Source organism: Salipiger sp. 1_MG-2023 (assembly GCF_030547555.1).
In the GTDB taxonomy this organism is placed as follows: domain Bacteria; phylum Pseudomonadota; class Alphaproteobacteria; order Rhodobacterales; family Rhodobacteraceae; genus Salipiger.
Genome location: NZ_JAUOQN010000046.1, coordinates 20,006 through 37,411, shown reverse-complemented (window position 1 = coordinate 37,411; position 17,406 = coordinate 20,006). Strand labels below are relative to the sequence as shown.

Genomic DNA, 17,406 nt, shown 5'->3' with positions numbered 1-17,406 from the left:
CCCAACATGGGCAACGGCGGGATGACACCCGTCCAGAAACTGAAAATGGCCGCATAAATTCTACGACCAAGCCCCCGCAAAAACGGGGGAATTACCCGCCGATGCAGGGGGCGATCATGTCGGCGGGCAGGGTCTTCAAAGGCGATCCGCATCTTGTGCCCGTCCGACCTTGCGATCTTTGCGCAGCGCGATGACTTCGTCTCCGGTGACCTTTGAGCGCTTTATGATCAGCCAGCTCACGGTGGCGTGGTCGATGAACTCGATGCCTTCTTCCAAGGCTTCCTCCCGCTTTCGCCGCATCACGTGGATCAGATCGCCTGCTTCGGCTTGCGGTCCCAGAAGGCCGGAGGCGGTGACAAGGGTCACTTGTCTTGCTCCAGCGCTTCATCAGGCGGCACAGGTCTATTGTAGGTGAACGACGACGTCCTGCGCTTCTGGTAAGCGCCGGTGATCGATGAATTCACGCAGCAGCGGTAGCCTCTCTCGGTGAGGCGGTGGCAATGCGCGTGCAACATCCCATGCTTTGTCCGGCTGACAGCACGGGATAAGCAGGGCCGGTAGATAACGCGTCTTGAAATGATGCAGCGTCACTTTGCGCCCGAGCCTCTGGGGCCTACGCCGAAGATGGCTACCGTCGGTGCGTCCTTGGCGGGAACCGGCGCAGGATAGGCCCAGCCTTGGGGCGCCGCCTCGTCACCGAGCCAGCGCGCCGTTGATCTCGGCATGGTTGCAGGCCCTTTCGCAGGGGTGTGGGAAGACGCAAGGGGGATGCCGTCACAAAGGATTTCCCTGCCTGCTTCCCGCATCAGCACGAACGATGCCTGCTGGTGCTCGCCTGCCGGTCAGGCAGCGTGGCAGAGGGCCTTGGCGTGCACATGTGCGAACCATTCGGTCGAGCGCCGGCTGCCGGTGTGAAAGTGAAGCGATGCCCCGACATGGCCCGAGGCCCCGCGTGTCTGTTGATCGGCGATGTCAGCCCCTTCCTGCCGCTTGCCACCGCCGCGGTGTTTGCGAGGGAATGGATTCGCAGTACCCGTCATGCCGATTGCGGCCATGGGGTGGTGAATACCTCGAGGCGGCCGGTGGCGTTGGCGACCCTCACATCCGGTCTGGCGCTTTCCATGGCCTGCCGGGCGGCCAGCGCCTCGCGGCAGCCCTGACAGGCGCGCAGATCGAAAAGGCGGGCGTGTCGGGGTCTTTGATCGAGGCGATGAGATCGGCCCATGTGGTTTCGGGGATGTCGCGCCCGCCAAGACCGGTGGCGTGATTGTGCAGCGTCGGCATGTATTTCCAGCCTGTCAGCGCCGCGGCGACTTCGAAGCCGACAACGCCGCCCACGTCGGGCGAGATCGCCCGATGGATGTCGGCTGCCTCGGCGGGGAAGAGGCAAAAGGCGCGCAGCTTGATCAGTGGGGCGGGCGGGCCGTTCGACTCGGCCATGCGGCGCGCAGGGTGCTGGTGAGGGTAGGTAGCATCGACAGCAGCGCGGCGATGGGAATGGGCTGCCCGAAGCAGATTGTCGCCGGCGTATTGACATCGATCGCCTCGGCGCGTTGGCCGAAACGCTCGGCCATCTGTTCACCCGGCTTGCTTGAGTAGACGAATATGCCGCCGCCTTCGCGCCGCCCTGCGGTGATGACAGGCGCGTCCAGAAGGGTGTCGCCCGGCACGATCAGCTAATGCGGGCGGCACACTTGGACGCGCAGCCAAAAGGGGGGGGCGGACCTCATAACCGGGGCGCCGCGCCTTTCGGCCCCAAAAGACAGAAAGGTCTGGCACATCAACCCGGCCTCGAAGGCGACCGACGCCAGAAGACTGGCTGCCCTGATCTTCGCGCCCGTGATGCGATACTCTCTCCTGCGGCCACGCCCGCGCGGCGCAGAACCATATGACCCACATCAAGCCTTTGGCATGACATTAGCGGCAATGCGCCGAATGCATGCGGCTATCTATCCGCGAGGTCATCGTGGGGCGCCGCGCTGGCGGGGGCGAACCTTGCCTTTGCATGGGCGGCGATGCCCGCCGTGCTTAGGGTGGCCGAAATCCGCGACAGCTGCGGGCCAAGCGGGTTGGAGCGCCGCCAGACCATGCCGATGGTGCGGCGCGGCCTTGGCTCGGGCAGCTGCGCCACCGACACCTGCGCCGAGCGGGTTTCGATCGGCAGGGCAATCTCGGGCACCAGCGTCACGCCGATGCCCGCGCCGACCATCTGCACAAGGGTGCTTAGCGACGAACCTTCCATCAGATCGCGCGCCACCGAGGGCGAGAGCTTGCAGAACGACAGCGCCTGATCGCGAAAACAATGCCCTTCTTCGAGCAGCAGCAGGCGCATCTGTTTCAGCTCGGCCGGGTCGGGCACCGGCTTGCCCGCGTCTTCGGGGGCACGCACCAGCACGAAATCCTCGTCGAACAGCGCCACCTCTTCCAGCGAGGGTTCCGAAATCGGCAGCGCCACGATGGCGGTGTCGAGCCGACCCGCCAGAAGGTCTTCGATCAGCCGCCCGGTGACGGCTTCGCGCGGGCGCAGATCGAGGCCGGGGTGCGCCTCGCCAAGGGCGGTGATGATGCCGGGCAGCAGATAGGGCGCAACGGTCGGGATCACGCCGATGCGCAGCCGCCCGGTCAGGCGCTCTTGCGAGGCGCGGGCAAGGTCGGCCAGATCGTCGACCGCGCTGAGAATGTCGCGCACGCGGGCGGCGAAATCCTCGCCCAGCCCGGTCAGCCGCATCTGCCGGGCGCCGCGTTCGACCAGCGGCGCGCCGACCAGTTCTTCGAGCTCCTTGATCTGCATCGACAGCGCGGGCTGGCTGATCGCGCAGCTTTCCGCCGCGCGGCCGAAATGACCCACACGGGCGAGGGCGTCGAAATATCTCAGGTGGCGCATGGACAGGCTTATCATCATCTCTGCTTATCGTAATGGTCAGAAAATGCAATTAGCCTTTATGATGGTGGCTTGCTAGAACGATTCCAGACAGTGACAGCCCGCGTGATCCGCGGCAGTTGCCATCTTACGAAGCAGACAGGACACGGGAGCGAGTTCATGAACAAGACCGTCGAAGGACAGATCAACGAAAGCGGACGCGGTGGCGGCAAATGCCCGGTGGCGCATGGTGGCATGACGGCCAGCGGCACCTCGGTGATGGACTGGTGGCCCAACGCGCTCAACCTCGACATCCTGCACCAGCAGGACAGCAAGACCAACCCGATGGGCGCGGATTACAACTATCGCGAGGCGCTCAAGGGCCTCGATTTCGATGCGTTCGAAGCGGATGTGCGCAAGTGTCTCGAGGAAAGTGTCGAGTGGTGGCCCGGTGACTGGGGCAGCTATCTTGGCATGATGGCGCGCGTGGCGTGGCACTCTGCCGGGTCCTATCGCCTCGCCGATGGCCGCGGTGGTGCCGGGACCGGCAACCAGCGCTTTGCGCCGCTCAACAGCTGGCCCGACAACGCCAACACCGACAAGGGCCGCCGCATCCTGTGGCCGGTCAAGAAGAAATACGGCAACAAGATCTCTTGGGCCGACCTGATGGTCTATGCCGGGACGGTCGCCTACCAGATGGCCGGTCTCAAGACCTTTGGTTTCGCCTTTGGCCGCGAAGACATCTGGCACCCCGAGAAAGACACCTACTGGGGTTCGGAAAAGGAATGGCTCGCGCCGTCCGACAACCGCTATGGTAGCGTCGACAAGCCCGATACGCTGGCCAACCCGCTGGCCGCCGTGCAGATGGGCCTGATCTACGTCAACCCCGAAGGCGTCAACGGCAATCCCGACCCGCTGGCCACCGCGCAGCACATGCGCGAGACCTTCGCCCGCATGGCGATGAACGACGAGGAAACCGTGGCGCTGACCGCAGGCGGCCACACCATCGGCAAGTGCCATGGCGCCGCCAGCCCGGACAACATCGGTGCCGAGCCCGAAGCGGCCGGTCTCGAGGATCAGGGCCTTGGCTGGATGCCCAAGAAGGGCCGCGGCATTGGCCGTGACGTTCTGGCCGGCGGCCCCGAGGGCGCCTGGACCACGAACCCGACCCAGTGGGACATGGGCTATTTCGACATGCTCTTCGGCCATGAGTGGGAACTGACCAAATCCCCCGCCGGTGCGCTGCAGTGGAAGCCGGTCGAGATCGCCGAAGAAGACATGCCGGTCGATGTCGAGGATGCCTCGATCAAGACCATGCCGATGATGACCGACGCCGACATGGCGCTGAAGATGGACCCGTCCTACCGCGCCATCTGCGAGCGGTTCATCGCCGACCCGGCGTATTTCTCGGACACGTTCGCCCGCGCCTGGTTCAAGCTGACGCACCGCGATCTTGGCCCGAAGTCGGTGTATTTTGGCCCCGATGTTCCGTCCGAAGATCTGATCTGGCAGGATCCGATCCCCGCAGGATCGACCGGCTATGACGTCGATGCGCTCAAGGCAAAGATCGCCGCGACCGGCATCCCGGCAGCAGAGCTGATCGCGACCGCATGGGACAGCGCGCGCACCTTCCGCGGCTCTGACCGTCGCGGCGGCGCCAACGGCGCGCGCATCCGGCTGGCCCCGCAAAAGGACTGGGCGGGCAACGAGCCGGCGCGTCTGGCCAAGGTTCTCGCGGCGCTCGAGCCCATCGCGGCCGAGGCTGGCGCATCGCTGGCGGATACAATCGTTCTGGCGGGTAACGTCGGTCTGGAACAGGCGCTCAAGGCCGGTGGCAATGACATTGCCGTGCCCTTCACGCCGGGCCGGGGCGATGCCACGCAAGAGCAGACCGACGCCGAAAGCTTCGAGCCGATGGAACCGCTCGCCGACGGGTTCCGCAACTGGCAGAAGGAAGAGTATGTCGTCTCTCCCGAAGAGATGATGCTCGACCGGGCGCAGCTGATGGGTCTGACCGCGTCCGAGATGACGGTTCTGGTTGGGGGCATGCGCGTCATGAACACCAACCACGGTGGCAGCGCGCATGGCGTGTTCACCCAGACGCCCGGTGCGCTCACGCCGGACTTCTTCGACGTGATCACCGACATGGCCTACAGCTGGCACCCGGTTGCGGATGGCAGCTACGAGATCCGCAACCGCAAGAGCGGCGAGCGCGTCTACACCGCGACCCGCGCCGACCTTGTGTTCGGGTCGAACTCGGTGCTGCGCTCCTATGCAGAGGTCTACGCGCAAGATGACAACAAGGCGAAGTTCGCCAGCGATTTCGTCGCCGCCTGGACCAAGGTGATGGATGCCGACCGGTTCGACGTGAAATACGCCTGATCCGGCAGGGCCGGGCACTGCCCGGTCCCGTCCACGCCAGCCCCGTCCGTCCCCACCGGCGGGCGGGGCTTTTGTATCGCCGCCCTCAGCCAAGGCGCGCGCCCTGCGTTTCTTCTGGCGACAAATATCCCCGCCGGAGGCTTCCGACGGCAACACCCCGCACAGCAGTCGCACGGTGCGAGACGCCCGCGCCACGGGCGCGATGCAAAACGGCCCGCCCCACGGAAAATGGGGCGGGCCGTAACTGTTGAGGTTGCGAGAAATCAGGCGGCGGCGCGGATCGCCGGAACCTCTTCGATGAATGTCCTGTGCAGCGCCTTGATCACCGGCTGCAGCAACTCGCGCTCCATGATGAACTGAACGTCGACGTTGCGCGGACCCTGGCTGGCGCCAAGCGCCTCCAGCCCTTCCTCGGCGATGGCCACGAGGCCGCGCTGAAGGCAGGACAAGCCGGCAAGGTCGCGCCCGATCACCGCCGCCATCGCCAGCGTCCGCGAGCCGATCCGGGCCGACGGGTAGATCTTGCGCAGATCTTTTTCGACCTTGCGCATCGCCGACAGCGAGCTGTCGACATAGTGGGTGATGGTGTTGGCATTCGACACTTTCGACACGATGCGCACGTCATGGCGCGTCAGCACCTCGAGGATCGCGGCGTCGTATCCCTTGACCCCCACCATGTCCTGCTCGAACAGTTCGAGCGCGATGATATCAAGGCCGGTGACCATCTCGACAGCGGGCGTTTCCGCCGCTTCGTCGTCGATCAGCGTGCCGGGGTCCTGCGGCTCAAAGGCGTTGGTGACGCGCAGCGGCACATCGGCCTGGCGCAGCGTCTTGGCGGCCTTGGGGTGGATCGCCTCCATGCCCATGTTCGACATCTGGTCGGCCACGTCATAATTGGTCCGGCCCAGCTTGCGGGCGGCGCCATGGCCGACAAGGTTCGGGTCTGCCGAGGACAGGTGGAATTCCTTGTGGATGATCGCTTCGCGCGCCTGCGTCAGCGACGCCAGCATCGAAAAGGTCACCTCGGAATAGCCCCGGTCGAATTCGCGCATCAGCCCTTCGGCGCATTGCGCATAGCCCGTCACAATGGGCATTTCGAGCATCGGGTCGATGCCCTCCATCGCGCCAAGGATGCGCTGCTCGAGCGAGACATCGCCCTCGCCGCGCCAGCCGCTCAGGTCGACGAAACGGGCATTCACCCCGGCACGCTGAAGCATCAGCACGGTGACGAACGCCGAATGCGCTTCGCCCATGCCCGACAGCAGCTCGCGCGTCTGAAGCATGTGCTCCGACAGGCGGAAATGGCCATACGAACAGACCCGCGCCAGATCGATCAGGCAGTTGCGCGCCCCGTCGATGCGGGTACGCACAAAATCGGTCGCCTGCTCGATATCGGCGGGATGCTCCAGCACGCTGGTATGCGCCTCGATCATCGCATCGCCAACGCGGTTGAGCGCGTCGTGCCAGCCATGGCTGTTGTCGGACGCGGCGAACTGGCCAAAGACGCCCGGCTCGCCGGTCTTCTTGTGTTCGAGCAGCAGGTTGGTGATACCGCCGAAGGCCGAGACCACGAAGATACGCCCGTAAAGGTCCGCACCTGTGCGCTCGCCGATCAGCAGGGTATCCCGCAGCTCATGAACGCGGGACATGGATGTCCCGCCGATCTTTTCAACGGTATGCTGTGCCATGGCTTACGCCACCTCCTCGGCCGGCGCGTAGGAGCCATCCTCGCGGTGCACCTCGGTGCCGGTCACCGGCGGGTTGAAGCAGCAGGCCATGTGCAGCTCTTCCTCGGCGCGCAGGATGTGCTTGTCGTGCAGGTTCAGCGCATACATGACGCCGGGCTTGATCTCGTGGGTCTCGCCGGTGGCGATGTCGGTGATCGAACCCTTGCCCGCCATGCAATACACCGATTCAAAGTGGTGCTTGTAATGGAAGGTATGTTCCGATCCGGCCTCGAGCACGGTGATGTGGAAGGAAAAGCCCATGCCATCCTGCGCCAGCAGCATCCGGGTGGATGTCCACTGCGCATCGGCCACGTGCTTGTCGGTGTTCTTGAGCTTGTTGAAGTCGCGTACGATCATGAGGAGTTACTCCGCTGCGATTTTCATTGTGTCGGAAAGGGCGGCGCGGGTGGCATCGCGCAGGATCTCGAACCCTGCCGCGAACTGCTCATCCGTGGTGGTCAGCGGTGCCAGCACCTTGACCACCTCGTCATGGGCGCCCGATGTTTCGATGATGAGGCCGCGCTTGAACGCCTCGGCGCAGATCGCGCCAGCCAGATCGCCCGAGCCGACATTGACGCCCCGCATCAGGCCGCGCCCCTTGAGGAAGGCCCCGTCGACCATGTCGGCGATGGAGGTCAGGCCGGTCTCGACGGTGCGGATCTTGTCCTTGAGGCTGTCCTGAAAGGCGCTGTCCTTCCAGAATTTCTCCAGCGCCACGCGGGCGGTGACAAAGGCATGGGTGTTGCCGCGGAAGGTGCCGTTGTGCTCGGCGGGCTTCCAGATGTCATGCTGCGGCTTGACCAGCAGCGCGGCGAAGGGCAGCCCGAAGCCCGACAGCGATTTCGCCAGCGGGATCAGGTCCGGCTCGATGCCCATCTCCTCGAAGGAAAAGAACGTGCCGGTGCGGCCGATGCCAGCCTGGATGTCATCGAGGATCAGCAGCGCGCCATGCTTTTTCGCCAGCGCCGCGATGCCGCGCAGCCAGTCGGCGGAGGCCGCGTTCAGGCCACCTTCGCCCTGCACCGGCTCGATCAGGAACGCAGCCGGCGCATCAAGCCCCGACGACGGGTTGTCGAGCATGAATTCGATCTGCTTGAGCGTATCGACATCGGGGCCGAAGGCGCCTTCGAAGGGCAGGTGGGTGACGCCCTGAAGCGGCATGCCGCCGCCGCCCCGCTTGCCGCTGTTGCCGGTCGCGGCCAGCGCGCCCATGGTCATGCCATGAAAGCCATTGGTGAAGGCGACGATGTTGTGACGGCCGGTGACCTTGCGGGCCAGCTTCATCGCGGCCTCGACGGCATTGGTGCCGGTCGGGCCGACCATCATCACCTTGTGGTCCATGTTGCGCGGGCGCAGCACGATGTCTTCAAAGGCGGTCAGAAAGGCTTCTTTCTGTTCGGTGTGCATGTCGAGCCCGTGGGTGACGCCATCGGCGCTGATATGCTCGATCAGCGCGGCCTTCATGTCGGGGTCATTGTGGCCGTAGTTCAGCGACGAACAGCCGGCGAGAAAGTCGATGTAGTCGCGGCCCGCCTCGTCGGTCAGGATCGAGCCCTGCGCCTTGACGAAGCTGGTGGGGAACGAACGGCAGTAGGAGCGCGCTTCGCTTTCGCGGCGCGTGTAGATATCGCGTGTCATGTCTTACGTCCTTTCGGGACTTGGGATCAGGGATATGAGGATGACGGTGTGGACCTGCGGGCGCTGCCGGTCAGGCGGCGCGCAGCCTGGCGGCCTGCTTGCGGGGCAAGGTCACCGTCACCAGGTGTTCCGTATCGTGGTGACCACCGAAGTGGTCGTCCTTGTGGTAATGCGGGGCGTCGCTCAGCTCGCCGCCGACGGTGCGGGCAAAGCTGCGGAACAGCCCCCACGAGGCGTCGTTGTCTTGCGTGATGGTGGTCTTGAGCGCGCGCGCCTCGGTGGTCTCGTCGCGGTTCACCAGGTGCAGCAGCATCTGCTTGCCAAGACCAAGGCCACGCGCCTGCGCACCGACGGCCACCTGCCAGACAAAGAACGTGTCTTCGTTGGGGATCATGTGACCCGAGATCCAGCCGACGACCTCGCCGTCAAGCTCGGCCACGACGCAGGTGTCGCGGAAGTGCTCGGCCTGTACGAGATTGCAGTACATCGAATTCTCGTCGAGCGGCTTGCACGCGCGCACGAGCTCCCAGATGGCGGCGCCATCGGTCTTCTCGGGCTTGCGGAGCGTCAGAGCATCCGCCGGGGCGGTGAAGCTGTCTTTCGGCATCGGTGTGCGTCCTCTCGTTTTCCTTTGATCAGTAAACTAATCGAGGGACAGCAAAGTTTCAACCACCTAAGCATTTTTAGGCGAAATCCCGCATTGGCCCTTATTTTTATGGCAATATTGGGTGGAAATTCCACAATCTATTGAAAGTTTCTGCAATTAAATTATATTTAGGAGAGTAAAATATTCAGCAGATGCTTAGCCACTTGAAGTATCCCGAGCCATCAGGCACAAGGCAGCCTTCCCGCTTCAGGCCCGGCAATGGCAAGGTAACAGGTCCAATGGACAGAACGGATGACAGTTTGATCGCCCTCAGGCGCATTTTGCGCGCAACCGAGCTTTACGAACGCGACCTTGCAAGCGCTGCCGGGGTGACCCCGGCAAAGCTGCGGCTGATGCAGATCGTGCAGATGAAGGGCGGGCGCACCACGCCAAAGGCGCTGGCGCTGCAGATGGGCGTCAGTCAGGCCACGGTCACCGGGCTGGTCGACAAGCTGGTCAAGGATGGCATGGTCCGCCGCGCCCAGTCGGAAACCGACCGCAGGCAGATCAATGTCATGCTGGTGCCGGCGGGCGAGGCGGCGCTTGAAAAGGCGCCGGACGCCCTGCAGCAACGGTTCGTGCGCGAATTCGAGCGGCTCGAGGACTGGGAGCAGGCGCAGCTTCTGTCGTCGCTGGAACGGGTCGCGGCCATGCTGGATGCGCGCGACATCGACGCTTCGCCCGTGCTGACGGTCGGGGCCATCGGCGCGGCCTAAAGCAGCGCGCGGATCGGGGTCAGCAAGTCCTTTTCGCGCAGTACGGGCACCGGGTAGGCCGGATCGTTGACCAGCAGCTCGAGCGTAAAGCCCGGTTCGATCTCGCCAAGCCGTTTGGCGGCATGCATCGCATCGTCGAGCCGTTCACAGCGCGTGTACAAGGCGATCAGGCTGCGCAGCGCGGGGCGCGATTTCGGGCTGCCCCTCAGCGTCGTTTCGGCTGCGGCGATGGCGTCGTCATAGCGCTCGCAGGACAGATTGATCAGCGCATGGCTGATATCCCACCAATGCCGGAACGGCGAGTACCGCACGATCTCAAGCGCATTGGATGACGCCGACAGCGCCGCCACCGGATCGCCGCAGGCCATATGTGCTTCTGCCAGCGCCTTCCAGGCGTAGGGGGAATGTGGGTTGCCCGCCACCGAGCAGCGCGCAAGATCCATTCCTCCGCTGACATCGCCGCCAATTGTCGAGACCGTCTTCGATACCAGTGCCTGAACCAGCGGGTTGGACGCATCGCTGCGCAAGGCCTGCAGGCTCAGCTCGGTGATCTGCTCTTGCAGAGCCTTGGTGTCGGGCTCGAGTTTTTCGATCAGCTGGGTCAGGCGGGCCATGCCGTGCCACGCGAGGTAGACGCCGCTGTGATCCAGCCGGTACGCCTTTTCGAACAAGGCACAGGCCTTGCGCGTCTCGTCGCGCTCAAAGCCGAAAAGCCGCTTCAACGCCAGCCGGGACAATGCCGTGGCCCGCGCTTCGGGCCGGTTCAGGCCAAGCGCTTGCGGCAACCGCGACAGCACGCGCTCGGCGCTTTGATAGATCAGACGCGACAGCTCGGGCGTGGCTTGCCGCAACTGGTCGTCGTCGCTTAGCGGATGGGTTTCGCTCAGGAGGATCTCACCGGTGCGCAGGTCTATCGCCCGCACAAAGGCCGCGCGGGTATAATCGGCACGCGACAGATTGCACGACAGCAGCACATCGCAATCTGGTAGCGGTTTGCCGACACTGCCGGTGTCGGCCTGTCGCCAGGCGCGCACCTGTTCGATGATGCTGGCTGCGATTCCGTCGGCGGTATATTCGGCAAGCAGCCTGTCGCTCGGCGCGGTCGACTGATCGAACACGCAGCGGATGGCAACGCCGCGCTCTGACTGCCGTACCGCAAGTAGGCCGCGATCGCGCCATGTGGCGCGTTCCTGCTGCAGCCATGCCGAGAACGCCGGATCGCGCGGTTCGAGCCCCGGCAGCAGTTCCATTCCAGACCCGTTCGGCTGCGCGGCGTCGAACAGATCGACCGTCACGCGTGAGGAATCCAGCCCCAGCTCTTCGCCGTCGCATAGAAGAATGCCGGTGCAGGGGCCAAGCATCTTTCGCAGCTTGCGCAGCGCCTGGCGCAGGTTGGCCGAGGCCTGTTCGTCCCGGAAGGTGCTCCACAGGTGGCGCGCCAGCCAGCGGCGCGAACGGCGTTGATCCGGGGCAAGGGCAAGCATCGCGATGATGCCCTGATTTTTTGCGCCGGTCAGGGTCAATTCCTGCCCGTCGGCGCAGGTTATACGAAATTTTCCAAGAAGTTCTATTCGAATGGTCGCAGCGGGGTCGCGCATGGCTTTGCTCCCGTCATAAGAAAACATGATACTATCTGGACTCTGCAATCAGAATAATATCGCACACAGTTAAAAGCCGCATATAATTATACAGCGCACGACCAAAGGTTGACGTGAAGCAGCTTGAAGCTCAAGCTGTATTCGGAGGAGGAGCGGACGATTCACTCGAAAGAGCAAAAAGGTCTCGGTGACGAGACCTTCCGGCGCAACTGGAGGTTGTTTTTGCCAAGGCTGCGCGGGCCGCTCGGGATCGTCTTTATTTGTCTCAACGCGCCATCATTGTCGATCCGTCGGCAAGGACCACAGGGTAACGAGTAGGGCAGACGGTCGTCTGTCTTTTGGTGACAAGTGTGCCGGGGTCCGCGTGGCCCCGGCTACTTTTTTGGCTCCGGATGACAGGGATCAAGGCGCAAGGCGAGTCCTCGCGCCATGCTCTCTCAAAGCTTCGGGAGGAAATCATGCTGTACCGTTTCATGCTTGCGGTGGTGCTTGGCGTCACGGCGTCTGTTGCCACCGCGCAGGACGCCGATATTGGTCGGGCGCTGTATCAGCGTCATTGCGCCACCTGCCACGGGCTTGAGGGGCGCGGCGAAGGCCCGATGGCCGGGGCGATGGTCATCAAGCCGGTCAACCTGACGGAACTGTTGATCCGCAACGGCGGAGTGTTCCCGATGGAGCGGGTTGTGATGCGCATCGACGGGCGCGATCCGCTGGTCAGCCACGGCTCGCCGATGCCGGTTTATGGCGATTATTTCGAGCGCGCCTTCGACGTTCCGATCAAGACACCTTCCGGCCAGCCGCTGCTGGCCTCGCGCGCGGTGATCGATCTTGTGGCCTATCTCTACGAGCTTCAGCGCATCGAAGAGTGACCTAGCGGCAGATGCCGTCGCGCTGGATGCCGCGCCAGGGTACGACCACCTCGGGGGCGTCGAGCGCCGCATCGAGCCGGGCAATCGGCATTTCCGCGCCGATCATCGCCCGCAGCCGCTGCGTGCGCGGCGCGCCCGGGTCAAGCACGTGGCAGCAGACGTATTCCTCGACGATGGCGCCCTGCTGCTCGTAGCCGTGATCGAGAAAACGCGACATCTCGCCCGGGTCGAACAGGTAGGGATCGCGGGATTGGCCATGTTCGGTCATTGCCTTCAGCGGGGTGTAGCCGGTGCGTTTCCGGTTTTGCCATTGCCAGACGTGCGTCGCCTCATGTGCCAGCAGCATGGCATCCAGCAGGTCGATCCGTTTCGGATAGTCGGGCATAAAATCGCGCCGATACAGATCCTTGCGATAAAACACCCGCTGGAACACCGTCATCGCGCCGGGAGAAACCGTCACGGTTTCGCCCTGCGAGGGGGGCCAGATCCGTTCCATGCAGGTCAGGCGCGGGCGGATGGGCCGCTGATAGGTCACCGATCCCAGCGCCAGCCCGTCGTGAAACCGCATTCGCGAGGTGTCGAGCCTGTCGCCCTGAATGGCGTTCAGAAATGCGGTTTCGTTCGGCGTCAGGGTGCGGCCGCAGGCCGCAAGGAACAGCAGGGCAAGAAGGATCAGTCGCATCCGCGCAGCAAAGCCTGCCCGCCGCCGGTGTGCAAGTCACCGCAGCGTGACGACATCGGTGGTCGGCATCGTTCCCGAGATTTCGAGGATCAGCTTGCGTTTCACCGCCTCGGCGAAATGCTCGCGGCTCGAGGCGGTGACGACAAAGGCTCCCATGCCGCCGATGATGCGATCCTCGTAGATCTGCGCAAGGTTGGAATCGAGACTGCCTTCGCGCAGGATCGGCAGGGCGTTGATGGTGATGCCGCTGGCAAGCACCTCGTCGCGGGCCTCTTCGATGCCAGGGCCGCTGAAATTGCCGATGCTGTCACCCGAGAAATCGATGACCTTGCGCCAGCCGTCGATGTCATTGCGCTCGATCAGCGCCTTGCCGGTCAGCAGCGCGTGGCCGATGGCATTGCGTCCAAAGGCCATGCGCGGGCTGTCGAGCAATTGCGCGGCAAAGCTTGCGGCATCCTCGGGGCCCCGGATGCGCATCCATGTCACAACCTGACCTTGATTGGCGGCCCATTCCACATAGGTCACGGCGATCTCGCCATAGGCGGTTCTGGAGATGGCGCCCAGCACTTCGGGATCCTGCATCGCTTGCGCATAGCCTTCGCGCTGGAACATCAGCTCGTTCTGGGTGATCGAGCCGGAAGCATCGGCCAGCAACACCAGTTCAAGGTCGGTGTCCTGCGCCTGCGCGGCGCTGGACAGAACGGCACTGGTCAGAAGGGCAAGGGCAAGGGCGAGGACAAAGGCAAGGCGCATGGTCGATCTCCGGGCTGCTTGGCCAAGGCTAACCGGCCCGGCCCGCTGCGCGCATCGCTTCTGTGCCGTGCTGACGCGAACGTGAGCGGTTTTTGCCTACCACGCCTCGCTCTCGAGCAGCCAGTGGCGCACCGCCTCGGCGGTGGCGTCATAAACCGCACGGCCAAGCGCCTCTCTGGCGGCGGTGTGCTTGCCGACAAAGGCGTGTTCTCCGGGCGGGGCGGCGACGGCGATGCAATCGGTGCCCGTGCCGGTGGCCCGCCCGGTTGGCAGCTCCACGCCCGCATCGAGCACGGCGGCGGTGCGCGCCTCGGCGACAAGGCTGAGCGCTTCGATCAGGGCAATGTCTGACAGCGGCTGGCTGAGACGCAGGGCGATGTTGATGGTGCCCCAATCCTTCCACGTTCGCGGCAGGCGGGTGCCGATGCGCTCGGCATTGCTAAGCCCGGCGGTGACCATGGCGGTGGCGATGGTGTCTTCGACCGTTGCCTTGCGGCGCACATGGGCCGAGAGCTTGCGCGAGGTGAGAAAACACACCTCATCCTGCGCCCCGATGGCCGTCAGCTCTTCGCGCAGCCATGCGAGCGCATCCAGCTCGGGCGTCAGATCGGCATTGCGCACCTCACGCCAGAGGATTCTTTTCGCATCGCAAAAGCCGCCGTTATGCGGCGCAAAGCTGAGAACGCGGTGCGGGGCGCCGAGGGGGAAGGTGAGCCAAGGAGGGGGGAGTTGGGAAATGGGCTGAGCCATATCGAGAGGTTTAGCCTTAGCCCAAGTGCGGTATCAAGGTGAAGACGTCGCGCCATCTCGGGAGATTTTAAAACCGGGGTGACGTCCCAATGACTGTGCGCTACTCCGACGGGCGGGGGATTGTCGAAAGAGGAGAAACTGAAAATCGGTCATCTTCTAAAAGCTGTATACAAAACGCAGATAGGAAGTCGTCTCCTTCGGAGTCTTTGTAGCTGATCCTAAGAAGTAAATCGCTCGCAATTTTTGGTATCTTTGCGGATGATCTGTTTTCAATGCGCTCGCCATTTTTGTGCATAGTTGCGCGGCCAGATAAAATCAAACAGTTATCTGTGCAGGCTTGAACATCATACTCGACATTTGCAGCAGGACCACCGGCATTTTCAATAATTATAATGTAAGCGAACTTATTCCCCGTAGACATCCAGCTAGAGAATGTCGGAAAAAACTTGGGCTGCAAATTGTTCTTCCTATAGATTTCCGAGGATTGCGCCAAAGCTTTCTCATGATCAAGCGCTTCGCGGTTCGCAAGAACAAGCTCCCGTTGTTGTTCGACCGAATTGGCAAGTTCTTTAGCTTGCAGTTCTAACGTGGCAACGCTGTTTCTAAGCTCTTCGCCTTGCTGAAAAAAGCCGAGAATAAGCCAGAAAATAGCGAGTGGACCGAATGCCCCGGCCAAGAAGTCGCCTAGCTCATTTAGGCCAATCGGTTCGATTTTTAACAGGCCAATAGTTGCTAGAGCGGGGATGAGGGTCACAAGTACAATAAGATAGATCTTCGTAGCTTTAATGCCAACTTTGGCCAGTCTATCCTTCTTGCTCACACATCCAACTCCTCCACGAACCGCGCGTTTTCTTGGATGTACTGGAAGCGCAGCTCGGGTTTCTTGCCCATCAGGCGCTCGACCAGATCGCCGGTTTCGCCGGGCTCGTCCTCGTCGATGGTCACGCGGATGAGCTTGCGCGTCGCCGGGTCCATGGTGGTTTCCTTCAGGTCCTTCGCGTCCATCTCGCCCAGACCCTTGAAGCGCTGCACGTCGATCTTGCCCTTGCCGCCAAGGCCCTTGGTCAGCATCGCCTCTTTCTCGGCGTCATCGGCGACGTAGACCCGCTTGGCGCCCTGCGTCAGGCGGTAGAGCGGCGGGCAGGCCATGTAGAGATGACCGTGGTCGATCAGCGGGCGCATCTGGGTATAGAAGAAGGTCATCAGCAGCGCCGCAATATGCGCGCCGTCGACGTCGGCGTCGGTCATGATGATGATCTTTTCATAGCGCAGATCATCGAGGTTGAACTTCGTGCCCAGCCCGACGCCAAGCGCCTCGCACAGATCGCGGATCTCGGCGTTCGAGGTCAGCTTGTTTGACGCCGCCCCCAGCACGTTGAGGATCTTGCCCTTGAGCGGCAGCAGCGCCTGCGTCTCGCGGAAGCGCGCGCCCTTGGCAGAGCCGCCCGCCGAGTCGCCCTCGACGATGAACAGCTCGGTGCCCTCGCGCGATTTGGCCGAACAATCGGTCAGCTTGCCCGGCAGCCGCAGCTTTTTCGTCGCCGATTTGCGCGCGGTTTCCTTTTCCTGACGCCGCCGCAGGCGTTCTTCGGAACGCAGCACGAGGAAATCGAGGATCGCCCCGGCGGATTTGGTATCAGACGCCAGCCAGTTGTCGAAGTGATCGCGCACCGCGCCTTCGACAAGGCGCTGCGCCTCGGTGGTGGCAAGGCGGTCCTTGGTCTGGCCGACGAACTCCGGCTCGCGGATGAAACAGGACACCAGCGCGCAGCCGCCGGTGATCAGGTCCTCGCGGGTGATGTTTGACGCCTTCTTGTTGTTGATCAGCTCGCCGTAAGCGCGCACGCCCTTGAGGATCGCGGCCCAGAACCCGGCCTCGTGGGTGCCGCCCTCGGGGGTGGGCACGGTGTTACAGTAGCTCTGGATGAAGCCATCGCGCGACGGGGTCCAGTTGATCGCCCATTCCACCTTGCCGGGGGTCTGGAATTTCTCTTTGAAATCCACGGTTCCGGCAAAGGGGCGCTCGGCATAGGTCGAGGCGCCGCTCAGGGTTTCGGTCAGGTAATCCGCAAGGCCGCCGGGGAAGTGGAAGGTCGCCTCGAGTGGGGTTTCCTTGTCGTCGATGGCGGATTTCCAGCGGATCTCGACGCCGCTGAACAGATAGGCCTTGGAGCGCACCATCTTGAACATGCGCGCGGGCTTGAAGCGGTGGGCGTGAAAGATCTGCTCGTCAGCGTGAAAGGTGACCGTGGTGCCGCGCCGGTTGGGGGCGGCGCCAACCTTGGCCACCGGGCCCTGCGGGATGCCGCGGGCAAAGCGCTGCTCGAACAGCTCTTTGTTGCGCGCCACCTGCACCACCATGGAATCGCTCAGCGCGTTGACCACCGAGGCGCCGACGCCATGCAGGCCGCCCGAGGTTTCATAAGCATCGCCCGAGAACTTGCCGCCAGCGTGCAGGGTGCACAGGATGACCTCGAGCGCGCTCTTGCCGGGGAATTTCGGATGCGGATCGATTGGAATGCCGCGGCCATTGTCGCGGATCGTCACCGAATAATCGGCGTGCAATTCGACTTCGATGCGGTTGGCATGGCCGGCGACCGCCTCGTCCATCGAATTGTCGAGCACTTCGGCCACGAGGTGATGCAGCGCCCGCTCGTCGGTGCCGCCGATATACATGCCGGGGCGTTTGCGCACCGGTTCCAGACCTTCGAGCACCTCGATGGAGGACGCGTCATAGGTCGCGGCTTCGGTTCCGGCGAGAAGGTCATCGGCCATGCTTGCTGCT

General features: G+C 63.3%; 17 protein-coding genes. 3 read left to right on the top strand and 14 right to left on the bottom strand.

Features of this window, described 5'->3' with window-relative positions; translation table 11 throughout:
- Positions 1-135: 135 nt before the first annotated feature.
- From Q4543_RS18315 to Q4543_RS18300, 4 genes are all read right to left on the bottom strand, one after another.
- Positions 136-366: a hypothetical protein gene (locus Q4543_RS18315; RefSeq protein ID WP_303440664.1), complete on the bottom strand. Its 231-nt coding sequence runs from the start codon at positions 364-366 to the stop codon at positions 136-138.
- 732 nt (positions 367-1,098) lie between these two features.
- The gene (locus Q4543_RS18310) at positions 1,099-1,440 is read right to left on the bottom strand and encodes a hypothetical protein (RefSeq protein ID WP_303440662.1); all 342 of its coding nucleotides are present in this window, start codon (positions 1,438-1,440) and stop codon (positions 1,099-1,101) included.
- Positions 1,407-1,670, bottom strand: coding sequence for a hypothetical protein (locus tag Q4543_RS18305; protein ID WP_303440660.1), 264 nt, complete (start codon positions 1,668-1,670; stop codon positions 1,407-1,409). Before Q4543_RS18305 ends, Q4543_RS18310 begins: the two co-directional genes overlap by 34 nt.
- 275 nt (positions 1,671-1,945) lie before the next feature.
- Positions 1,946-2,899 carry a hydrogen peroxide-inducible genes activator gene (locus tag Q4543_RS18300; protein ID WP_303440658.1) on the bottom strand — a complete coding sequence of 318 codons (954 nt, stop codon included), beginning with the start codon at positions 2,897-2,899 and terminating at the stop codon, positions 1,946-1,948.
- Between the two features lie 141 nt (positions 2,900-3,040).
- Here Q4543_RS18300 and katG point away from each other — a divergent pair, with 141 nt between their 5' ends.
- Positions 3,041-5,242: a catalase/peroxidase HPI gene (gene katG, locus Q4543_RS18295; protein WP_303440657.1), complete on the top strand. Its 2,202-nt coding sequence runs from the start codon at positions 3,041-3,043 to the stop codon at positions 5,240-5,242.
- A 263-nt stretch (positions 5,243-5,505) separates the two neighbouring features.
- Here katG and Q4543_RS18290 read toward each other — a convergent pair whose 3' ends face one another.
- From Q4543_RS18290 to ectA, 4 genes are all read right to left on the bottom strand, one after another.
- Complete coding sequence (locus tag Q4543_RS18290) at positions 5,506-6,930, bottom strand: aspartate kinase (protein ID WP_303440655.1); 1,425 nt, start codon at positions 6,928-6,930, stop codon at positions 5,506-5,508.
- A gap of 3 nt (positions 6,931-6,933) precedes the next feature.
- Positions 6,934-7,326, bottom strand: coding sequence for an ectoine synthase (locus Q4543_RS18285; protein WP_303440653.1), 393 nt, complete (start codon positions 7,324-7,326; stop codon positions 6,934-6,936).
- 6 nt (positions 7,327-7,332) lie between these two features.
- Complete coding sequence (gene ectB / locus Q4543_RS18280) at positions 7,333-8,607, bottom strand: diaminobutyrate--2-oxoglutarate transaminase (protein ID WP_303440651.1); 1,275 nt, start codon at positions 8,605-8,607, stop codon at positions 7,333-7,335.
- 70 nt (positions 8,608-8,677) lie between these two features.
- On the bottom strand, positions 8,678-9,214 hold the full coding sequence (ectA, locus tag Q4543_RS18275; RefSeq protein WP_303440649.1) for a diaminobutyrate acetyltransferase: 537 nt from the start codon (positions 9,212-9,214) through the stop codon (positions 8,678-8,680).
- A gap of 278 nt (positions 9,215-9,492) precedes the next feature.
- Between ectA and Q4543_RS18270 the strand changes: the two genes are divergently transcribed.
- Positions 9,493-9,969, top strand: coding sequence for a MarR family winged helix-turn-helix transcriptional regulator (locus tag Q4543_RS18270; protein ID WP_303440648.1), 477 nt, complete (start codon positions 9,493-9,495; stop codon positions 9,967-9,969).
- On the opposite strand, the gene Q4543_RS18265 is transcribed toward Q4543_RS18270, so the two are convergent.
- Positions 9,966-11,567 carry a transcriptional regulator gene (locus tag Q4543_RS18265; RefSeq protein WP_303440646.1) on the bottom strand — a complete coding sequence of 534 codons (1,602 nt, stop codon included), beginning with the start codon at positions 11,565-11,567 and terminating at the stop codon, positions 9,966-9,968. The two genes, Q4543_RS18270 and Q4543_RS18265, sit on opposite strands and share 4 nt — an antisense overlap.
- A 458-nt stretch (positions 11,568-12,025) precedes the next feature.
- On the opposite strand from Q4543_RS18265, the gene Q4543_RS18260 reads away from it, so the two are divergent.
- Positions 12,026-12,436 carry a cytochrome c gene (locus Q4543_RS18260; protein ID WP_303440645.1) on the top strand — a complete coding sequence of 137 codons (411 nt, stop codon included), beginning with the start codon at positions 12,026-12,028 and terminating at the stop codon, positions 12,434-12,436.
- Between the two features lies 1 nt (position 12,437).
- Here Q4543_RS18260 and Q4543_RS18255 read toward each other — a convergent pair whose 3' ends face one another.
- The 5 genes from Q4543_RS18255 to parE form a co-directional block, all read right to left on the bottom strand.
- Positions 12,438-13,118, bottom strand: a complete 681-nt coding sequence (locus Q4543_RS18255) for a hypothetical protein (RefSeq protein WP_303440644.1) — start codon at positions 13,116-13,118, stop codon at positions 12,438-12,440.
- A 36-nt stretch (positions 13,119-13,154) separates the two neighbouring features.
- The gene (locus Q4543_RS18250) at positions 13,155-13,871 is read right to left on the bottom strand and encodes a DUF1194 domain-containing protein (protein ID WP_303440642.1); all 717 of its coding nucleotides are present in this window, start codon (positions 13,869-13,871) and stop codon (positions 13,155-13,157) included.
- Between the two features lie 96 nt (positions 13,872-13,967).
- Positions 13,968-14,621, bottom strand: coding sequence for an adenosylcobinamide amidohydrolase (locus Q4543_RS18245; protein WP_303440640.1), 654 nt, complete (start codon positions 14,619-14,621; stop codon positions 13,968-13,970).
- Positions 14,622-14,721: 100 nt separating this feature from the next.
- Entirely contained in the window at positions 14,722-15,441 is a 720-nt protein-coding gene (locus Q4543_RS18240) for a hypothetical protein (RefSeq protein WP_303440638.1), read from the bottom strand.
- Positions 15,438-17,396: a DNA topoisomerase IV subunit B gene (parE, locus tag Q4543_RS18235; protein ID WP_216002951.1), complete on the bottom strand. Its 1,959-nt coding sequence runs from the start codon at positions 17,394-17,396 to the stop codon at positions 15,438-15,440. Before parE ends, Q4543_RS18240 begins: the two co-directional genes overlap by 4 nt.
- Positions 17,397-17,406: the final 10 nt, after the last annotated feature.